At 72.9% G+C, this 17,131-nt stretch carries 16 protein-coding genes; 12 read left to right on the forward strand and 4 right to left on the reverse strand.

Annotated elements, in window-relative coordinates; genetic code table 11:
* Positions 1–176 precede the first annotated feature (176 nt).
* From ACH4NX_RS23510 to ACH4NX_RS23545, 8 genes are all read left to right on the forward strand, one after another.
* Positions 177–755: a hypothetical protein gene (locus tag ACH4NX_RS23510; RefSeq protein ID WP_351397175.1), complete on the forward strand. Its 579-nt coding sequence runs from the start codon at positions 177–179 to the stop codon at positions 753–755.
* Between the two features lie 64 nt (positions 756–819).
* Positions 820–1,437, forward strand: coding sequence for a TetR family transcriptional regulator (locus ACH4NX_RS23515; protein ID WP_398129882.1), 618 nt, complete (start codon positions 820–822; stop codon positions 1,435–1,437).
* 121 nt (positions 1,438–1,558) lie between these two features.
* Positions 1,559–3,802, forward strand: coding sequence for a molybdopterin oxidoreductase family protein (locus tag ACH4NX_RS23520; protein ID WP_398129881.1), 2,244 nt, complete (start codon positions 1,559–1,561; stop codon positions 3,800–3,802).
* 123 nt (positions 3,803–3,925) lie between these two features.
* Entirely contained in the window at positions 3,926–5,407 is a 1,482-nt protein-coding gene (locus ACH4NX_RS23525) for a CitMHS family transporter (protein ID WP_398129880.1), read from the forward strand.
* A gap of 60 nt (positions 5,408–5,467) precedes the next feature.
* Positions 5,468–6,715, forward strand: coding sequence for an MFS transporter (locus tag ACH4NX_RS23530; protein ID WP_398129879.1), 1,248 nt, complete (start codon positions 5,468–5,470; stop codon positions 6,713–6,715).
* Between the two features lie 349 nt (positions 6,716–7,064).
* The gene (locus ACH4NX_RS23535) at positions 7,065–8,414 is read left to right on the forward strand and encodes an ABC transporter ATP-binding protein (RefSeq protein ID WP_351397162.1); all 1,350 of its coding nucleotides are present in this window, start codon (positions 7,065–7,067) and stop codon (positions 8,412–8,414) included.
* Between the two features lie 123 nt (positions 8,415–8,537).
* Entirely contained in the window at positions 8,538–9,926 is a 1,389-nt protein-coding gene (locus ACH4NX_RS23540; protein ID WP_398129878.1) for an aldehyde dehydrogenase family protein, read from the forward strand.
* A 22-nt stretch (positions 9,927–9,948) separates the two neighbouring features.
* Positions 9,949–11,046 carry a Zn-dependent alcohol dehydrogenase gene (locus tag ACH4NX_RS23545; protein ID WP_351397156.1) on the forward strand — a complete coding sequence of 366 codons (1,098 nt, stop codon included), beginning with the start codon at positions 9,949–9,951 and terminating at the stop codon, positions 11,044–11,046.
* A gap of 137 nt (positions 11,047–11,183) precedes the next feature.
* On the opposite strand, the gene ACH4NX_RS23550 is transcribed toward ACH4NX_RS23545, so the two are convergent.
* The 3 genes from ACH4NX_RS23550 to ACH4NX_RS23560 form a co-directional block, all read right to left on the reverse strand.
* On the reverse strand, positions 11,184–12,134 hold the full coding sequence (locus tag ACH4NX_RS23550; RefSeq protein WP_398129904.1) for a DMT family transporter: 951 nt from the start codon (positions 12,132–12,134) through the stop codon (positions 11,184–11,186).
* Positions 12,135–12,209: 75 nt separating this feature from the next.
* On the reverse strand, positions 12,210–12,923 hold the full coding sequence (locus tag ACH4NX_RS23555) for an ArsR/SmtB family transcription factor (RefSeq protein WP_398129877.1): 714 nt from the start codon (positions 12,921–12,923) through the stop codon (positions 12,210–12,212).
* Between the two features lie 47 nt (positions 12,924–12,970).
* Complete coding sequence (locus tag ACH4NX_RS23560) at positions 12,971–13,612, reverse strand: TetR/AcrR family transcriptional regulator (protein ID WP_398129876.1); 642 nt, start codon at positions 13,610–13,612, stop codon at positions 12,971–12,973.
* A gap of 90 nt (positions 13,613–13,702) precedes the next feature.
* Between ACH4NX_RS23560 and ACH4NX_RS23565 the strand changes: the two genes are divergently transcribed.
* The 3 genes from ACH4NX_RS23565 (at position 13,703) to ACH4NX_RS23575 (ending at position 15,961) form a co-directional block, all read left to right on the forward strand.
* The gene (locus ACH4NX_RS23565; RefSeq protein ID WP_398129875.1) at positions 13,703–14,854 is read left to right on the forward strand and encodes an acyl-CoA dehydrogenase family protein; all 1,152 of its coding nucleotides are present in this window, start codon (positions 13,703–13,705) and stop codon (positions 14,852–14,854) included.
* 88 nt (positions 14,855–14,942) lie between these two features.
* Positions 14,943–15,233, forward strand: coding sequence for a YiaA/YiaB family inner membrane protein (locus tag ACH4NX_RS23570; protein ID WP_279563477.1), 291 nt, complete (start codon positions 14,943–14,945; stop codon positions 15,231–15,233).
* An 83-nt stretch (positions 15,234–15,316) separates the two neighbouring features.
* Positions 15,317–15,961 carry a TetR family transcriptional regulator gene (locus tag ACH4NX_RS23575; protein WP_398129874.1) on the forward strand — a complete coding sequence of 215 codons (645 nt, stop codon included), beginning with the start codon at positions 15,317–15,319 and terminating at the stop codon, positions 15,959–15,961.
* Here ACH4NX_RS23575 and ACH4NX_RS23580 read toward each other — a convergent pair.
* Entirely contained in the window at positions 15,952–16,413 is a 462-nt protein-coding gene (locus ACH4NX_RS23580) for a MaoC family dehydratase (RefSeq protein ID WP_351397138.1), read from the reverse strand. The genes ACH4NX_RS23575 and ACH4NX_RS23580 overlap by 10 nt on opposite strands.
* 140 nt (positions 16,414–16,553) lie before the next feature.
* On the opposite strand from ACH4NX_RS23580, the gene soxR reads away from it, so the two are divergent.
* Positions 16,554–17,081: a redox-sensitive transcriptional activator SoxR gene (gene soxR, locus ACH4NX_RS23585; protein ID WP_351397135.1), complete on the forward strand. Its 528-nt coding sequence runs from the start codon at positions 16,554–16,556 to the stop codon at positions 17,079–17,081.
* Positions 17,082–17,131: the final 50 nt, after the last annotated feature.

Here is a 17,131-nt window from a genome sequence, read left to right on the forward strand (position 1 = left end):
CTCCCTCGCAATCCGATTCCCACCCGATTCCTATGGGACACCGTAGGATTGCGGTTTCCCGCGCGCAAGAGGTCGGCACGGGGTCCGGGTCCGCGTGGGGTCGTCCCGGGGGAGGATGGCCGGAACCAGACCCCCGGGGGATTCGGACTGTCGGACCGGTGTTCTAGTCTCCCGTCATGTCGTGGATGCGGAGAGTGCTCGCCGTGCTCGCGGTCTGTGTCCTGTTGCTGACCGGATCCGCGGGCTGCGGCTCCAGTGATACGGGCGGTACGGGCGAACCGGAGGCCAGGGACTCGGCCACGCCGGTGGGCAGGCTGCTCGACGCCACCGACGAGGAGGGCCGGCGCTATCGGGAGGTGGACGAGGAGCACGCGCCCGAGGTCGGTGTCGAGGTGCAGCCCGACACCGACGACAGCTGGGACGTACGCCTGACCGTCCGCGACTTCCGGTTCTCGCCGGCCGGGACGGAGGCGAAGGCGGTGGCCGGCCGCGGCGTCGCCCACCTCTTCCTCGACGGCGACCTCCTCGTCCGTCTGCGCGGCCCGGAGTACCGCCTCGCCGCCGGCCTCGTACCGCGCGGCACCCACCAGCTCACGGTCCGCCTGTACGCCGACGACGGCACCGTCTGGGCCGTCGACGGCGAGCCCGTCGAGAGCACGGCGGACATCACGGCGTCGGACGCGGAGCCGACGGAGGCGACCCAGCCGGAGAAGATCGAGGACCGGGCGCTGCCCGCGCGCACGGCGGCCCGGTGAGTGAAGCCGGTGGCCGGAGCCGTACCGAAGGTCACAGTTCACCGGACCGCGGCGAAAGGGCATCATGAAGACCGTGTCCCACGCGACCTCGCTCCGCCGTGCCCCCGTGCAGCGGCGCAGCGCCGAACGGCTGACCCGGATCCTCGACGCCTGCGCCGACCTCCTCGACGAGGTCGGCTACGACGCCCTGAGCACCCGGGCCGTGGCGCTGCGCGCGGAGGTCCCCATCGGCTCGGTGTACCGCTTCTTCGGCAACAAGCGGCAGATGGCCGACGCGCTGGCCCAGCGCAACCTGGAGCACTACGCGGAGCGGGTGACCGAACGCCTCACCGGGGCGGGTGACGGCGGCTGGCGCGGGGCGCTGGACGCGGTGCTCGACGAGTACCTGGCGATGAAGCGGACCGCGCCCGGCTTCTCCCTGATCGACTTCGGCAACCAGATACCGGTCGGCGGCCGCCACACCGTGCCCAACCACCGCGTCGCCGACCGGCTCACCGAACTGCTCGCCGGCTACCTGGGCCGCCGCCCCGACGACGACCTGCGCCGCACCTTCCTCGTCGCCGTGGAGACCGCCGACGCCCTCGTGCAACTCGCCTTCCGGGCCGCGCCGGAGGGGGACGAGAAGATCATCAAGGAGGCCCGGGAGCTGCTGCGGGCCTATCTGGGGCGCGTGCTCGACTGACGGTCCGGTCCCGGGCGGCCGTCGACGCGGAACCCGCGAGGTCTCCCCAACATGCCTACCGGTCGGTATGCTCGCCGCGAGGTTCCACGTCCGTGCGTCACCGCCGCCTCCGGGAGGACCCGTGTCCCGCACCGCCCTGCGTATCTGCCCCCTGTGCGAGGCCACCTGCGGCCTGGCCCTCACCATCGACGGCACCACGGTCACCGCCGCCCGCGGCGACCGCGACGATGTCTTCAGCCGCGGCTTCGTCTGCCCCAAGGGCGCCTCCTTCGGAGCCGCCGACGCCGACCCCGACCGGCTGCGCACCCCCCTGGTGCGCAGGGACGGCGAGCTGCGCGAGGCCACCTGGGAGGAGGCGTTCGACGCGGTCGCCGCCGGTGTCCGGCCCGTCGTCGAGCGGTACGGGCCGCACTCCGTCGGCATCGTCCTAGGCAACCCCAACGTGCACACCATGGCCGGCGCCCTCTACCCGGCCGTGCTGCGCGGCGCCCTCGGCACCCGCAGCCTGTTCACCGCCTCCACGCTCGACCAGATGCCCAAGCACGTCTCCAGCGGGCTGCTCTTCGGCGACGCGAACGCCATCCCGGTGCCCGACCTCGACCGCACCGACCACCTGCTCCTGATCGGCGCCAACCCGCTGGAGTCCAACGGCAGTCTGTGCACCGCCCCCGACTTCCCCGGCCGGCTCAAGGCGCTCAGGGCCCGCGGCGGCACCCTCACCGTCATCGACCCGCGCCGTACCCGCACCGCCAGGCTCGCCGACCGGCACGTGGCGATCCGCCCCGGCACCGACGCGCTGCTGCTGGCCGCCATGGCCCACGTACTGTACGAAGAGGACCTGGTCGACCTGGGCGCACTGGCCCCGCACGTCGAAGGGGCGAGCGAGGTACGCGACGCCCTGAGCGACTTCACCCCCGAGTCCGTCGCCGCCGCCTGCGACGTGGACGCCGACGTGACGCGCGCCCTCGCCCGCGAACTCGCCGCCGCCCCCACCGCCGCCGTGTACGGCCGCATCGGCAGCTGCACCGTCCCCCACGGCACCCTCGCCAGCTGGCTCGTGGACGTCCTCAACATCCTCACCGGCAACCTCGACCGGCCCGGCGGCGCCCTCTTCCCGCAGGCCGCCACCGACCGGACCCCGCGCCCCGCCGGACCCGGCCGCGGGTTCGCGCTCGGCCGCTGGCACTCGCGGGTGAGCGGGCACCCCGAGGCGAAGGGCGAACTGCCCCTGTCCGCCCTCGCCGAGGAGATCGACACCGCCACCGGCACCGGCGAACCGGTCCGCGCGCTGCTCACCATCGCCGCCAACCCCGTGCTCTCCGCACCCGACGGCGACCGGCTCGACAAGGCGCTGGACTCGCTCGACTTCACGGTGAGCGTCGACCCCTACCTCAACGAGACCTCTCGCCACGCCCACGTCGTCCTGCCGCCGCCCCCGCCGGCCCAGAGTCCTCACCACGACTTCGCCCTCAACACCCTCGCCGTGCGCAACCAGGTCCGTTACACCCGCCCCGCCGTCCCCCTGGAACCCGGCCGCATGGCCGAGACCGAGATCCTGGCCCGGCTCACCCTCGCCGTCACCGGCACGCACGGCACCGACCCGGCCGCCGTCGACGCCACGGTGATCGAGCAGACCCTGGGCAAGGCGGTACGGGACCCGCACTCACCCGTGCACGGACGCGACCCGGGCGAACTGACCGCACGGCTCACCGGGGACGACGGTCCCGAGCGACGGCTCGACCTGATGCTGCGCCTGGGCCCCTACGGCGACGGCTTCGGCGCCCGAGCGGACGGGCTGACCCTCGAACGGCTGCTCGCCCACCCGCACGGCATCGACCTCGGCCCGCTGCGCCCGCGCCTGCCGCGGCCGCTGAAGACGCGCAGCGGCAAGGTGGAGCTGCTGCCGGGTCCGATCGCCGAAGACCTGCCGCGCCTGCGGCAGGCCCTGGCCGAGCGCCCCGCCGGGCTCGTTCTCGTCGGCCGCCGTCACCTGCGCTCCAACAACAGCTGGATGCACAACATCCCGGCCCTCACCGGCGGCTCCAACCGCTGCACCCTGCACCTCCACCCCGACGACGCCGAACGGCTCGGCGTGCGCGCCGGGCAGCCCGTGCGGGTCAAGGGCGCCGGGGGAGAGGTGACCGCCCCCGCCGAGGTCACCGACGCCGTCCGGCCGGGCGTCGTCAGCCTCCCGCACGGCTGGGGGCACGACCGTCCCGGCACCCGCCTGACCCACGCCGCCACCGACCCCGGCGTCAACGTCAACCAGCTCCTCGACGGCAGCATGCTCGACCCGCTCTCGGGCAACGCCGTCCTCAACGGCGTACCCGTCGAACTGGTGCCGCTGACCGACGCACAGCTGTGACCTGGAGTTTTGCGCTTATTGCTCGCATGTCAACGTCTTGTTAACGCGGCTTCACGGCACCTAACGTCGCTCGCACCGCCTGCCCCGGTGGGATGTTCAAGGGCGAACGTTAGGTACTCACTCATGCTGACCATCCTCGGCTTCGCCATGATCGCGACCTTCCTGGTCCTGATCATGATGAAGAAGATGTCGCCGATCGCGGCGCTCGTGCTGATCCCCGCGCTGTTCTGCGTGTTCGTCGGCAAGGGCGCCGAACTCGGCGACTACGTCATCGACGGCGTGTCCACCCTCGCGCCCACCGCGGCCATGCTCATGTTCGCGATCGTCTACTTCGGGGTGATGATCGACGTCGGGCTCTTCGACCCGATCGTCCGGGCCATCCTGAGGTTCTGCAAGGCCGACCCGATGCGGATCGTCGTCGGTACGGCCCTGCTCGCCGCCATCGTCTCGCTGGACGGCGACGGCTCCACCACCTTCATGATCACGGTCTCGGCGATGTACCCGCTGTACAAGCGCCTGAAGATGAGCCTGGTCGTGATGACCGGCGTCGCCGCGATGGCCAACGGCGTGATGAACACCCTGCCCTGGGGCGGCCCCACCGCCCGCGCCGCCACCGCGCTGAAGGTCGACGCCACCGACATCTTCGTCCCGATGATCCCGGCCCTGGCCGTCGGTCTGCTCGCGGTCATCGTCCTGTCGTACGTCCTCGGTCTGCGCGAGCGCAGGCGGCTGGGCACGCTGACGCTGGACGAGGCGCTCGTGCGGGAGCCGGAGAGCGAGACGGCACTGGTGGGTGCGGGTGCGGGTGCGGGCTCGGCCTCCGGGTCCGAGTCCGGTGCCCGTGCTGGTGCTGGTGCTGGTGCTGGTTCGGGCTCGGGTGCCGGTTCGGCTTCGGGGAAGGGCTCCGCGGGCTCCGGCGGGGCCCAGGACGCCGCCGCCGAGGACGGCGGGTCCGACGACGACTTCCAGGGCCTCGACCCGAACCGGCCCACCCTGCGCCCCAAGCTGTACTGGTTCAACGCGCTGCTCACGGTCGCGCTGCTCACCGCCATGATCACGGAACTGCTGCCGATCCCGGTGCTCTTCCTGCTCGGCGCCGCGCTCGCGCTCACCGTCAACTTCCCGCACATCCCGGACCAGAAGGCCCGCATCGCGGCGCACGCCGACAACGTCCTCAACGTCTCCGGCATGGTCTTCGCCGCCGCGGTCTTCACCGGCGTCCTCACCGGCACCGGCATGGTCGACCACATGGCCAACTGGCTCGTGGACACCATCCCCGACGGCATGGGCCCGCAGATGGGCCTCGTCACCGGCCTGCTGAGCCTGCCGCTCACCTACTTCATGTCGAACGACGGCTTCTACTTCGGTGTCCTGCCGGTGCTCGCCGAGGCCGGTCAGGCGCACGGTGTGTCGACGCTGGAGATCGCCCGCGCCTCGATCGTCGGCCAGCCGCTGCACATGTCCAGCCCGCTCGTCCCGGCCGTCTACGTCCTGGTCGGCATGGCCAAGGTCGAGTTCGGCGACCACACGCGGTTCGTGGTGAAGTGGGCGGTCCTGACGAGCCTGGTGATCCTCGCGGCGGGCATCCTGTTCGGCATCATCTGATCATCCGTCCGGCCCCCGCCGACCGTAAGGGGGAGCCGGACGCGCGGGAAGGACACGAACATGGCGCCCGGTGGGAACCGCGGCTGGCTGCTCCGCCTCGTCATCGCCTTCGGCTTCGCGCAGGGGGCGGTGTCGATGGCCCGGCCCGCCGTCTCCTACCGGGCCCTCGCGCTGGGCGCGGACGAACAGGCGGTCGGCGTCATCGCCGGCGTGTACGCGCTGCTGCCGCTGTTCGCCGCCGTCCCGCTCGGCCGCCGTACCGACCACGGCCGCTGCGCGCCGCTGCTGCCCGTCGGCGTGGTCCTCATCGCCGGCGGCTGCGCGCTGAGCGGCATCGCGGGCTCCCTGTGGGCGATGGCCCTGTGGAGCGGCGTCATGGGCCTCGGCCACCTCTGCTTCGTCATCGGCGCCCAGTCGCTGGTCGCCCGCCAGTCCGCGCCGCACGAGCAGGACCGCAACTTCGGCCACTTCACCATCGGCGCCTCGCTCGGCCAGCTGGTCGGGCCCGTCGCGGCGGGCGCGCTGATCGGCGGCCGGGACATGGCGGCCAGCAGCGCCCTGGCCCTGGTGGTGGCGGGCGCGGGCGCGGCGGTCGCGTTCACGTCGCTGTGGCGCATAGAGCACCCGACGGCCGCCAAGTTCCGTACGGAGCAGGGCGCGCGCGTCCCCGTCGGCAGCATCCTGCGTGCGCGGGGTGTGCCCGCGGGCATCCTGATCAGCCTGTCCGTCCTGTCGGCGACCGACGTCCTCACCGCCTACCTGCCGGTGGTCGGCGAGCACCGGGGCATCTCCCCGGTCGTGATCGGCGTACTGCTCAGCCTGCGGGCCGCCGCCACCATCGCCTGCCGGCTGGTGCTGACACCCCTGCTGCGGCTGCTCGGCCGCACCGTGCTGCTCACGGCCACCTGCCTGCTGGCCGCCCTGCTGTGCGCCGGGGTCGCGCTGCCGGTGCCGGTGTGGGTGCTCGGGCTGATGCTGGTCGTCCTGGGCTTCTGCCTCGGCGTCGGACAGCCGCTGTCCATGACGACCGTCGTCCAGGCGGCCCCCGACGGCGCCCGTTCCACCGCCCTCGCCCTGCGCCTGACCGGCAACCGCCTCGGCCAGGTCGCCGCGCCCGCCGCGGCGGGCCTGATCGCCGGCGTCGCGGGCGTGGCCGCGCCGTTCGTGATGCTCGGCGCCCTGCTGCTCATGTCCTCTGGCATCGCCCTGCGCGCCCCGTCCACCGGACCGGCCGCGGACCGGCCGTCCGCCGGGGACGAACCCGAGGACACCCCTCGCCGCCGGACGCCGCGCCGGACGGTCCGATAGGGGCCCGTGCGCGGACACCGCGGAGCCCCACCGGACGTACGACGGGAGCGCGCAGGCCGGGCCCCGGCACCGGACCGTACCGCCGGCCCCGCTCCCACGCCCGTGCTCTGAGATGCCCGTGTTCTGAGGCGCCCGCGTCCGGATACGCCCGCGTCCCGAGGCACCTCACCGCTGAATGCGACCGTCCGCTTTCTCACCAGATGGACACCCGCACCCTGATTGAGTCCAGTGTCTTCCCCCAGCCGCGCACATTCCGTTAACTTCCGTGACTCACACGCCCCGTACGACCCGCACGAGGGCGTCCGACCGCGGAGCACCAGCGCTCAGTGAGCCCCCGGGGGCACCTCCCATGACACGCGCCATCTCCCTGCACGACGTGAGCAAGACCTACGCGCGAGGCGTCCGCGTGGTGGACCGGCTGTCGCTGGACATCGCGCCCGGCGAGTTCCTCGTCCTGCTCGGCCCCTCCGGCTGCGGCAAGTCCACCGTGCTGCGCATGATCGCCGGCCTGGAGGAGATCACCGACGGCCGACTGCTGCTGGACGGCGAGTACGGCAACGACCTGCTCCCCTCCGAGCGGAGCATGGCGATGGTCTTCCAGAACTTCGCCCTGTACCCGAACATGACGACCCGCGGGAACATCGGCTTCCCGCTGCGCGTCGAGGCACCGCAGGCCGACCCCGGTCCCCGCGTGGACGCCACCGCCCGCATGCTGGGCATCGAGGACCTCCTCGACCGCTTCCCCGCCCAGCTCTCCGGCGGCGAACGCCAGCGTGTCGCCATGGGCCGGGCCATCGCCCGCCACCCCTCCGCCTTCCTGATGGACGAGCCGCTGTCCAACCTCGACGCCAAGCTCCGCAACCACCTGCGCGCCGAGATCACCAAACTGACCCGGGAACTGGGCGTCACCACGATCTACGTCACCCACGACCAGTCCGAGGCCATGTCCCTCGGCGACCGCGTCGCCGTGCTGCGCGGCGGTGTGCTCCAGCAGGTGGACACCCCGCGCGCGGTGTACGCCCTGCCGCGCAACGTCTTCGTCGCCGCCTTCATCGGCACCCCGCGGATCAACCTGCTGCGCGGCCTCGTACGGGCGCCGCTCGACGGGGCGATGACCATCAGCCTGGGCAAGCAGTTCCTGCGCCTGCCCGAACCGCTCTCCCTGGACCATCAGCTGCTCCGCGTCCAGCAGGGCCGTGAGGTGATCGTGGGCCTGCGTTCGGAGGCCGTGCGGATCGCGAAGCCCGCCTCCGCCCGCCCCGGCGAGGTACTGCTCACCGGCCTGGTGGAGCACGTCGAGTTCCAGGGCCACGAGGTCCTCGTCCACTTCAACACCGGTTCGCGGCCCGCCGTCGTGCCCGACCTGGAGGCTCCGCGACCCGTCGCCCGCCCTGCCGGGCGCCGCCGCCGCGACGGCTCGGTCCTGGAGCGGCTGAAGGAGCGGGCGGGCGCCCTGCGGGCCGGCCCGGTGGCGGTCATGGAACCGGGGGACGCCGGGGCGCCGGCCGCCGGACCCGCCGTCGCCGCCCCCGACGGCCGCCTCCCGGGCGACCTGATCGTCCGGACCACCCCCGACATCGACCTCCGCCACGGCATGCAGGTCCCCCTCCTCGTCGACCTCGCCCACCTGTTCGTCTTCGACCAGCACGGCGACCGGATCTGTCCCGCCCCGGCACGGCTGCCCGACCTGGAGGAGTGACGTCGTCGGCGACCAGGCCCGCCGGGAGGGTGAGCCGCGCCACCATGGTGGCCGCCCCTGGTGCCATAAAACTATCGGCGCTAGTTTGGGGTCGGACGACGAGGCCCGCCCGGAGGGAACGCGATGAAGGCACACGACGGCATGTACATCGACGGAGCCTGGCGGCCCGCCGACGGCCGGGACACGATCGAGGTGGTCAACCCGGCCGACGAGCAGGTGATCGGCAGGGTCCCCGCGGGCGACGCCCTGGACGTCGACGCCGCCGTACGGGCCGCCCGGGCCGCCCTGCCGGGCTGGGCCGCCACTTTGCCCGCGGAGCGGGCCGCCCGTCTGGCCGCCCTGCGGGACGTACTGGTGGTCCGCAAGGACGAGATCGCCGAGACCGTCACCGCCGAGCTGGGATCGCCGCCGAAGCTCTCCCAGGCCGTGCACGCCGCAGCCCCGATCGCGGTCGCCGGCTCGTACGCCGAGCTGGCGGCGACGTACGCCTTCGAGGAGAAGGTCGGCAACTCCGTCGTCCACCACGAGCCGGTCGGCGTGGTCGCCGCCATCACCCCCTGGAACTACCCCCTCCACCAGATCGTCGCCAAGGTCGCCCCGGCGCTCGCGGCCGGCTGCACGATCGTGCTGAAGCCCGCCGAGGACACCCCCCTCACCGCCCAGCTCTTCGCGGAGGCGGTGCACGAGGCCGGTGTCCCGGCGGGTGTCTTCAACCTGGTCACCGGTCTCGGTCCGGTCGCCGGGCAGGCCCTCGCCGAGCACCCCGGCGTGGACCTGGTCTCCTTCACCGGCTCCACGGCCGTGGGCCGGCGGATCGGCGCGACCGCCGGCGCCGCCGTCAAGAAGGTCGCCCTCGAACTCGGCGGCAAGTCCGCCAACGTCATCCTCCCCAGCGCCGACCTGGCCAGGGCCGTGAACGTCGGCGTCGCCAACGTCATGTCCAACTCCGGCCAGACGTGCAGCGCCTGGACCCGCATGCTGGTGTCCGCCGACCGGTACGACGAGGCCGTGGAGCTGGCCGCCGAGGCCGCCGCGAAGTACGGCGACCGGATCGGCCCGGTCGTCAACGCCAAGCACCGGGAACGCGTGCGCGGTTACATCGAGAAGGGCGTCGCCGAGGGCGCCCGCCTCGTCGCGGGCGGCCCCGAAGCCCCGCGCGAGCAGGGCTACTTCGTCGCCCCGACCGTCTTCGCCGACGTGACGCGGGACATGACCATCGCCCAGGAGGAGATCTTCGGGCCGGTCCTGTCCATCCTCCGCTACGAGGACGAGGAGGACGCCCTGCGGATCGCCAACGGCACGGTCTACGGCCTCGCCGGCGCCGTCTGGGCCGGAGACGAGGCCGAGGCGGTCGCCTTCGCCCGCCGGATGGACACCGGCCAGGTCGACATCAACGGCGGCCGGTTCAACCCGCTGGCGCCCTTCGGCGGCTACAAGCAGTCCGGCGTGGGCCGCGAACTGGGCGCGCACGGCCTGTCCGAGTACCTCCAGACCAAGTCCCTCCAGTTCTAGTACCAGGGGAGTCGTCCACCTCATGGCCGTCCGTACCGCTGTCCGTGCCGCCGTCGTACCCGCCGTAGGCGCCCCGTTGGAGGTCACCGGGATCGAGCTGCCCGAGCCCGGCCCGGGCCAGGTCCGGGTGAAGCTCGCCGCCGCCGGCGTCTGCCACTCCGACCTGTCCCTGTCCAACGGCACCATGCGCGTGCCGCTCCCCGCCGTCCTCGGTCACGAGGGCGCCGGCACGGTCCTCGCCGTCGGCGAGAACGTCACCGACATCGCCCCCGGTGACGACGTCGTCCTCAACTGGGCCCCGTCCTGCGGCGGCTGCCACGCCTGCTCGCTCGGCGAGGTCTGGCTGTGCGCGAACGCCCTGGCCGGCGCGGCGAACACGCACGCCCGCCGCGCCGACGACGGCACCGACCTGCACCCCGGTCTGAACGTCGCCGCGTTCGCGGAGGAGACGGTGGTGGACGCCGGGTGCCTCCTGCCCGTCCCCGACGGCATCCCGCTCACCGACGCCGCCCTGCTCGGGTGCGCCGTCCTCACCGGCTACGGCGCCGTCCACCACTCGGCCAAGGTGCGCGAAGGCGAGACGGTCGCGGTCTTCGGCGTCGGGGGAGTGGGCCTCGCCGCGCTCCAGGCGGCCCGCATCGCGGGCGCGTCGAAGATCGTCGCGGTCGACGTGTCACCCGAGAAGGAGGAGCTGGCCCGCGCCGCCGGAGCCACCGACTACCTGATCGCCTCCGACACCACCGCCCGCGAGATCCGCGCCCTCACCGGCAAGCAGGGCGTCGACGTCGCCGTCGAGTGCGTCGGCCGGGCCGTCACCATCCGCACGGCCTGGGAGTCCACCCGGCGCGGCGGCCGCACCACGGTCGTCGGCATCGGCGGCAAGGACCAGCAGGTCACCTTCAACGCCCTGGAGATCTTCCACTGGGGCCGCACCCTGTCCGGCTGCGTCTACGGCAACGCCGACCCGGCCCGGGACCTGCCGGTACTGGCCGAACACGTCCGCGCCGGACGCCTGGACCTCGCCGCCCTGGTGACCGAGCGCATCGCCCTGGACGGCATCCCGGCGGCCTTCGAGAACATGCTGGCGGGCAAGGGCGGGCGGGCCCTCGTGGTGTTCTAGACGGGCCTGGCCTGGCTGGGCCGGCCGGGCCGCAACAGGCTCAGAAGCCGTTCGGCCTCACAGCCGTTCGGCCTCGCAGCCCTTCGGCCTCGCAGCCCTTCGGCCTCACAGCCGTTCGGCCTCACAGCCCTTCGGCCTCAGGCCCGGTCGGCGTCCTCGCGGCGCGGTCCCGGGGCGGTACCGGCCCGCTCCCGGGCCGCCCCCGCGCGCCTTCTCGACCGCGACACCGCCACGCCCGCCAGGCACAGCGCGCCGCCCGCCAGGGTGAGCGGCCCCGGCACCTCGCCGAGCGCCAGCCACGACATCAGGACGACGAGGGCGGGCACGGCGTACGTCGTGGCGCCCATACGGCCCGCGGTCGTACGGGCCAGCGCGTACGCCCATGTCGTGAACGCCAGCGCGGTCGGGAACACGCCCAGGTACACCATGTTGAGCGTCGCGGAGACGGGCGCGACGGCCGCCTCGCGCACCAGCTGCCCCGCGAAGGGCAGGCAGAGCACCGCCCCGACCAGGCACCCGAACGTCGTCACCTGGAGCGCGCTCGCGTGCCCCAGCGCGGGCTTCTGGGCGACCACCCCGCCCGCGTACGCCACGGCGGCCAGCAGACACAGCACCACCCCGAACAGCGAGGCACCGCCCTCACCGGACATCGACAGGCCCACGGTCACCGCGCCCGCGAACGACACCGCCATCCCCGCCAGCAGCCGCGGCGGCAGCGCGTCCCCGAGCAGCCGGGCGCCGAGCAGCGCGATGAGGATCGGGCCGACGTTCACCACGAGGGCGGCCGTGCCGGCGTCCACCCGCTGCTCGCCCCAGTTCAGGACGACCATGTAGAAGCCGAACCACAGCAGCCCCGACACCGCGATGCCCCGCCAGGCCGGCCGCGGCGGCAGCCCTTCGCGTCGCAGCAGCCAGAGCACCCCCAGCGTCAGCGCGCCCGACAGCAGCCGGCCGAGCGCCAGCGCTCCGGGCGAGTAGGCCTCGCCCGCACTGCGGATGGAGACGAAGGCGGAGGCCCACAGGACGACGGTGACCGTGGCGGCGGCCGCCGCGAGCGGGTCCGGACGGCGGGACGGGGTGGTGCTCATCATGCTCCTGGGGCCAGGGAAGGACGGATACGGGGACCGGCGGACTACGGACGAGGACGCGTGGACACCGGTGCCTCAGCGCAGGCACGCCGGATCGATGCCCAGCAGCTCCGACAGCGCCTCCTCACCCGCCGGCGTCACCTTCACCGCCCGCTCCGAGCCGATGCGTACGCACCAGCCCGTGTCCAGGGCGTGCCGGCACAGGGCCGCGCCCGCGACGCCCGCGAGATGCGGACGGCGTTCGGTCCAGTCGAGGCAGGCACGGGCCAGCGGCCGGCGACCGGTGGGCGCCAGGACGATCCCGGCGTACGCGAACCAGCCGAGGCCCGCGTCGGTGAGCGCGAAGCCGGTGTCCTGGCGCAGCAGCCCGCGCCCGGTGAGCGCGTCGGTGACCGTGATGCCGAGCCGCCCGGCGAGGTGGTCGTAGCAGGTGCGGCCCCGGGCCATCGCCGACCCGGCACCAGACGCCCGCAGCGTGCGCGGGCGCCGTGCCGCGGCCTCGGGCGCGACCTGCGCGGCCAGGTCCTCCACCAGCTGCGCGACCCGCTCGTCGGCCAGTCGCACGTACCGGTGCCGCCCCTGCCGCTCCTCGGCCAGCATTCCACCCGCGACGAGCTTGCCCAGGTGCTCACTGAGCGTGGAGGCGGCGACCCCCGCGTGCCGGGCCAGCTCACCGGCGGTCCACGCCCGCCCGTCGAGCAGCGCCAGCAGGCACGCGGCCCTGGTCTCGTCGGCGATCAGCCCGGCCAGCCGCGCCAGCCCGGGCGCCTCGGCGTCCCTCTCGGTCATGCGTCCCAGGATGCGGCACGCACGGTTCGGCGGGCGCCGAAGTGTCCTCAGGCGCCCTGTGTCACCTGGGCGTACTGCTGTGCCAGCCCGTCCAGCAGCGCAGTCAGCCCGGTCTCGAAGGCCCGCTCGTCGATCTTCTCCTGCTGCTCGGCCAGGAGATGGGCCTGCTGGAGGTGGGGATAGTCGGCGGGATCGTAGGCGCCGGCGTCGTCCACGAAGCCGCCGGCGAAGGAACCGAGCGCCGAGCCCATGATGAAGTAGCGCATCAGCGCGCCGATGGACGTGGCCTGGGCCGGGGGCCAGCCCGCCGCGACCATCGCGCCGTAGACGGCGTCCGCGAGGTGCAGCGCGGCCGGGCGGCGGCCGGGGCCGTGGGCCAGTACCGGGACGATGTTGGGGTGGTCGCGCAGGGCCGCCCGGTAGGAGACGGCCCAGTCGTGCAGCGCGGTCCGCCACTCCCGGCCGTCCTCGAACATCGACAGGTCGACCTGCGCGCTCACCGAGTCGGCGACCGCTTCGAGGATCTCGTCCTTGGTGCGGAAGTGGTTGTAGAGCGAGGGTCCGCTGACTCCCAGCTCCGCGGCGAGCCGGCGCGTGGAGACGGCCGCGAGGCCCTCCGCGTCCACCAGCGCGCGGGCCGTCGCGACGATCCGGTCGGTGCTGAGCAGGGGCTTGCGCGGTCGGGCCATGGCGCACATAGTAGGGCTGCGGCTGGAAACTAGCAGTGCTAATTTAAATGTCCGCCGTTCAAGATCTGTCTTTCTGTGGGGTGACTCGGCATGAACCTGGAGCTCAGCGAGGAGCAGAGCGCCGTACGGCAGCTCGCGCGGGACTTCGTCAAGCGCGAGATCGCCCCGCACGTCGTCGACTGGGACCGCGCCGAGGAGGTGGACCGGTCGATCGTGAAGAAGCTCGGCGAGGTCGGCTTCCTCGGCCTCACCGTCGACGAGGAGTACGGCGGCAGTGGCGGCGACCACCTCGCGTACTGCCTGGTGACGGAGGAACTGGGCCGCGGCGACAGCTCCGTGCGCGGCATCGTGTCCGTCTCCCTCGGGCTGGTCGCCAAGACCATCGCCGCCTGGGGCGACGAGGAGCAGAAGCGGCGCTGGCTGCCGGGCCTCACCTCCGGCGAGTACGTAGGCTGCTTCGGCCTCACCGAGCCCGGCACGGGATCGGACGCCGGGAACCTCTCCACCCGCGCGGTCCGCGACGGCGACGACTACGTCATCAACGGCACCAAGACGTTCATCACCAACGGCACCTGGGCCGACGTCGTACTGCTCTTCGCACGCTCCACGGACGCCCCCGGCCACAAGGGCGTCTCCGCCTTCCTCGTGCCCACCGACACGCCCGGGCTGACCCGACGCACCATCCACGGCAAGCTCGGCCTGCGTGGCCAGGCCACCGCCGAGCTGGCGCTTCAGGACGTCCGCGTTCCCGCCTCCGCCATGCTGGCCCCCGAGGGCAAGGGCTTCTCGGTCGCCATGTCGGCCCTCGCCAAGGGGCGGATGTCGGTCGCGGCCGGCTGTGTCGGCATAGCCCAGGCCGCCCTGGACGCGGCCGTGAAGTACGCGGGCGAGCGCGAGCAGTTCGGCAGGACCATCGCCCACCACCAGCTGGTGCAGGAGCTGCTCAGCGACATCGCCCTCGACGTGGACGCGGCCCGGCTGCTCACCTGGCGGGTCGCCGACCTGATCGACCGCGGGCAGCCCTTCACCGTCGAGTCCTCCAAGGCCAAACTGTTCGCCTCGGAGGCCGCCGTCCGCGCCGCCAACAACGCCCTCCAGGTCTTCGGCGGCTACGGCTACATCGACGAGTACCCGGCCGGAAAACTGCTGCGCGACGCCCGTGTGATGACCCTCTACGAGGGCACCAGCCAGATCCAGAAGCTGGTCATCGGGCGCGCGCTGACCGGGGTCTCGGCCTTCTGAACCCCGCCGGAACCGGAAGCTGTCTGAGTACGGGGACTGAGTACGCCGGCGGATGTGGCGGGGACCACATCCGCCGATCCTTGTTCCCATGAGTGACACACCGGTCAAGCAGCAGAGCACGGCGGCCTTCTACGGGCAGGCCGTGGCCTCGTTCGCGGTGGCGATGATCGCCACCGCCGTCGGCATCTACAACCTCCAGGCCGACGCCTGGGTACGCGCCTTCCTCGCGGTCGCCGTCCTGTACCTGGTCACCTCGGCCTTCACGCTGGCCAAGATCATCCGTGACCGTCAGGAGGTCGGGCAGCTCGTGAGCCGCGTCGACCAGGCCCGCCTGGACAAGCTCCTCTCCGAGCACGACCCTTTCGAGAAGCTGGGCTGACGTGCCGCGGACGCCGCCCCTAAGCGACCGCTCAGCTTCGGCGGTATGGTGGTGCTCCTGTCACCGAGAGGGGCGAACAAGCGATGAGTACGGCGGCCGAGACTACGGGCGGCGACACCGAGCCGTGGGAAGAGGTCACCCCGGACGCGGCCCGGCGGCTCCTGGTCGCCGCCGTGGAGGCCTTCGCCGAACGCGGCTACCACGCGACCACGACCCGCGACATCGCCGGGCGGGCCGGCATGAGTCCGGCCGCGCTCTACATCCACTACAAGACCAAGGAAGAGCTGCTCCACCGCATCAGCCGGATCGGCCACGACCGGGCGGTCGCCATCCTGCGGACGGCGGCCCGCGGTGAGGGCAGCGCCACCGAGCGGCTCGCCGACGCCGTGAGCTCCTTCGTACGGTGGCACGCCGGACGGCGTACGACCGCGCGGGTGGTGCAGTACGAGCTGGACGCGCTCGGCCCCGGGGCCCGCGACGAGATCCTCGCGCTGCGCCGGCAGTGCGACGCCGAGGTGCGCGGCATCATCGACGACGGTGTGACGTCGGGCGAGTTCGACGTGCCGGACGTGAAGGGCACGACGCTGGCCGTGCTGTCGCTCTGCATCGACGTGGCCCGCTGGTTCAACGTGAACGGCCCCCGGACGCCCGACGAGGTCGGCGCGCTCTACGCCGACCTCGTCCTGCGGATGGTGGGAGCCGAGGCGTCCGGCGCCGCTCAGAGGTAGTAGCGGGAGACCGACTCGGCGACGCACACCGGCTTGTCGCCGCCCTCGCGCTCCACGGTGAAGGCGACGGCCACCTGGATCCCTCCCTTGACGTCCTCGACGCCCGTGATCGCCGCCGTGGCGCGCAGCCGCGAGCCGACCGGGACGGGGGAGGGGAAGCGGACCTTGTTGGTGCCGTAGTTGACGCCCATCTTCACGCCCTCGACCCTGATCAGCTGCGGTCCGAAGAGCGGGAGCAGCGACAGGGTCAGATAGCCGTGCGCGATGGTGGTGCCGAACGGGCCCGCGGCGGCCTTCTCCGGGTCCACGTGGATCCACTGGTGGTCGCCGGTCGCCTCCGCGAACAGGTCGATCCGCTTCTGGTCGACATCCAGCCAGTCGGTGTACCCCAGCTGCTCGCCCACCGCCGCCTTCACCTCGTCGGCGGATGTGAAGATCCTCGGCTCTGCCATGTCCCGGCCTTCCTGCTCGCTGTGCCTACTCGCCCGACCTGTACGCCATAACCTAAGCGACTGCTTAGCATGGTCGCCAGGAGGGCCCGTGTCAACGGACCGGAGGGCCATGAGGGTGAAGGGTCGGTAGGGTTCGCGGAGTGCCTCAGATTCCCGAGAAGATTCACGAGCTCACGGTCGGCCAGCTCGCCGCGCGCAGCGGCGCCGCCGTATCCGCCCTGCACTTCTACGAGTCCAAGGGCCTGATCACCAGCCGCCGCACCTCGGGCAACCAGCGCCGCTTCAGCCGTGACGCGCTGCGCCGGGTCGCCTTCGTGCGCGCCGCGCAGCGCGTCGGCATCCCGCTCGCCACGATCCGCGAGGCCCTCGCCGAGCTGCCGGAGGAGCGCACGCCCACCGAGGACGACTGGGCCCGGCTCTCCGAGTCCTGGCGCTCCGAACTGGACGAGCGCATCAAGCAGCTGAACCGGCTGCGCGACCATCTCACCGACTGCATCGGCTGCGGCTGCCTGTCCCTGGACACCTGCGTGCTGTCCAACCCCGACGACGTCTTCGGCGAACGGCTCACCGGTTCCCGCCTGCTGGTGGAGCGCCGCGACCCCACCACCCGCCGCGGGCGCGCGAGCCGTGCGCGCGACCCGGAGCCGGAGCCGCAGTGCTGCGACTGACGGCCCGGTGACCCGGCCCGAGAACCGACCCCCGGACAACGGCCCTGACC

Source organism: Streptomyces sp. NPDC017225 (assembly GCF_044331465.1).
Taxonomy (GTDB): domain Bacteria; phylum Actinomycetota; class Actinomycetes; order Streptomycetales; family Streptomycetaceae; genus Streptomyces.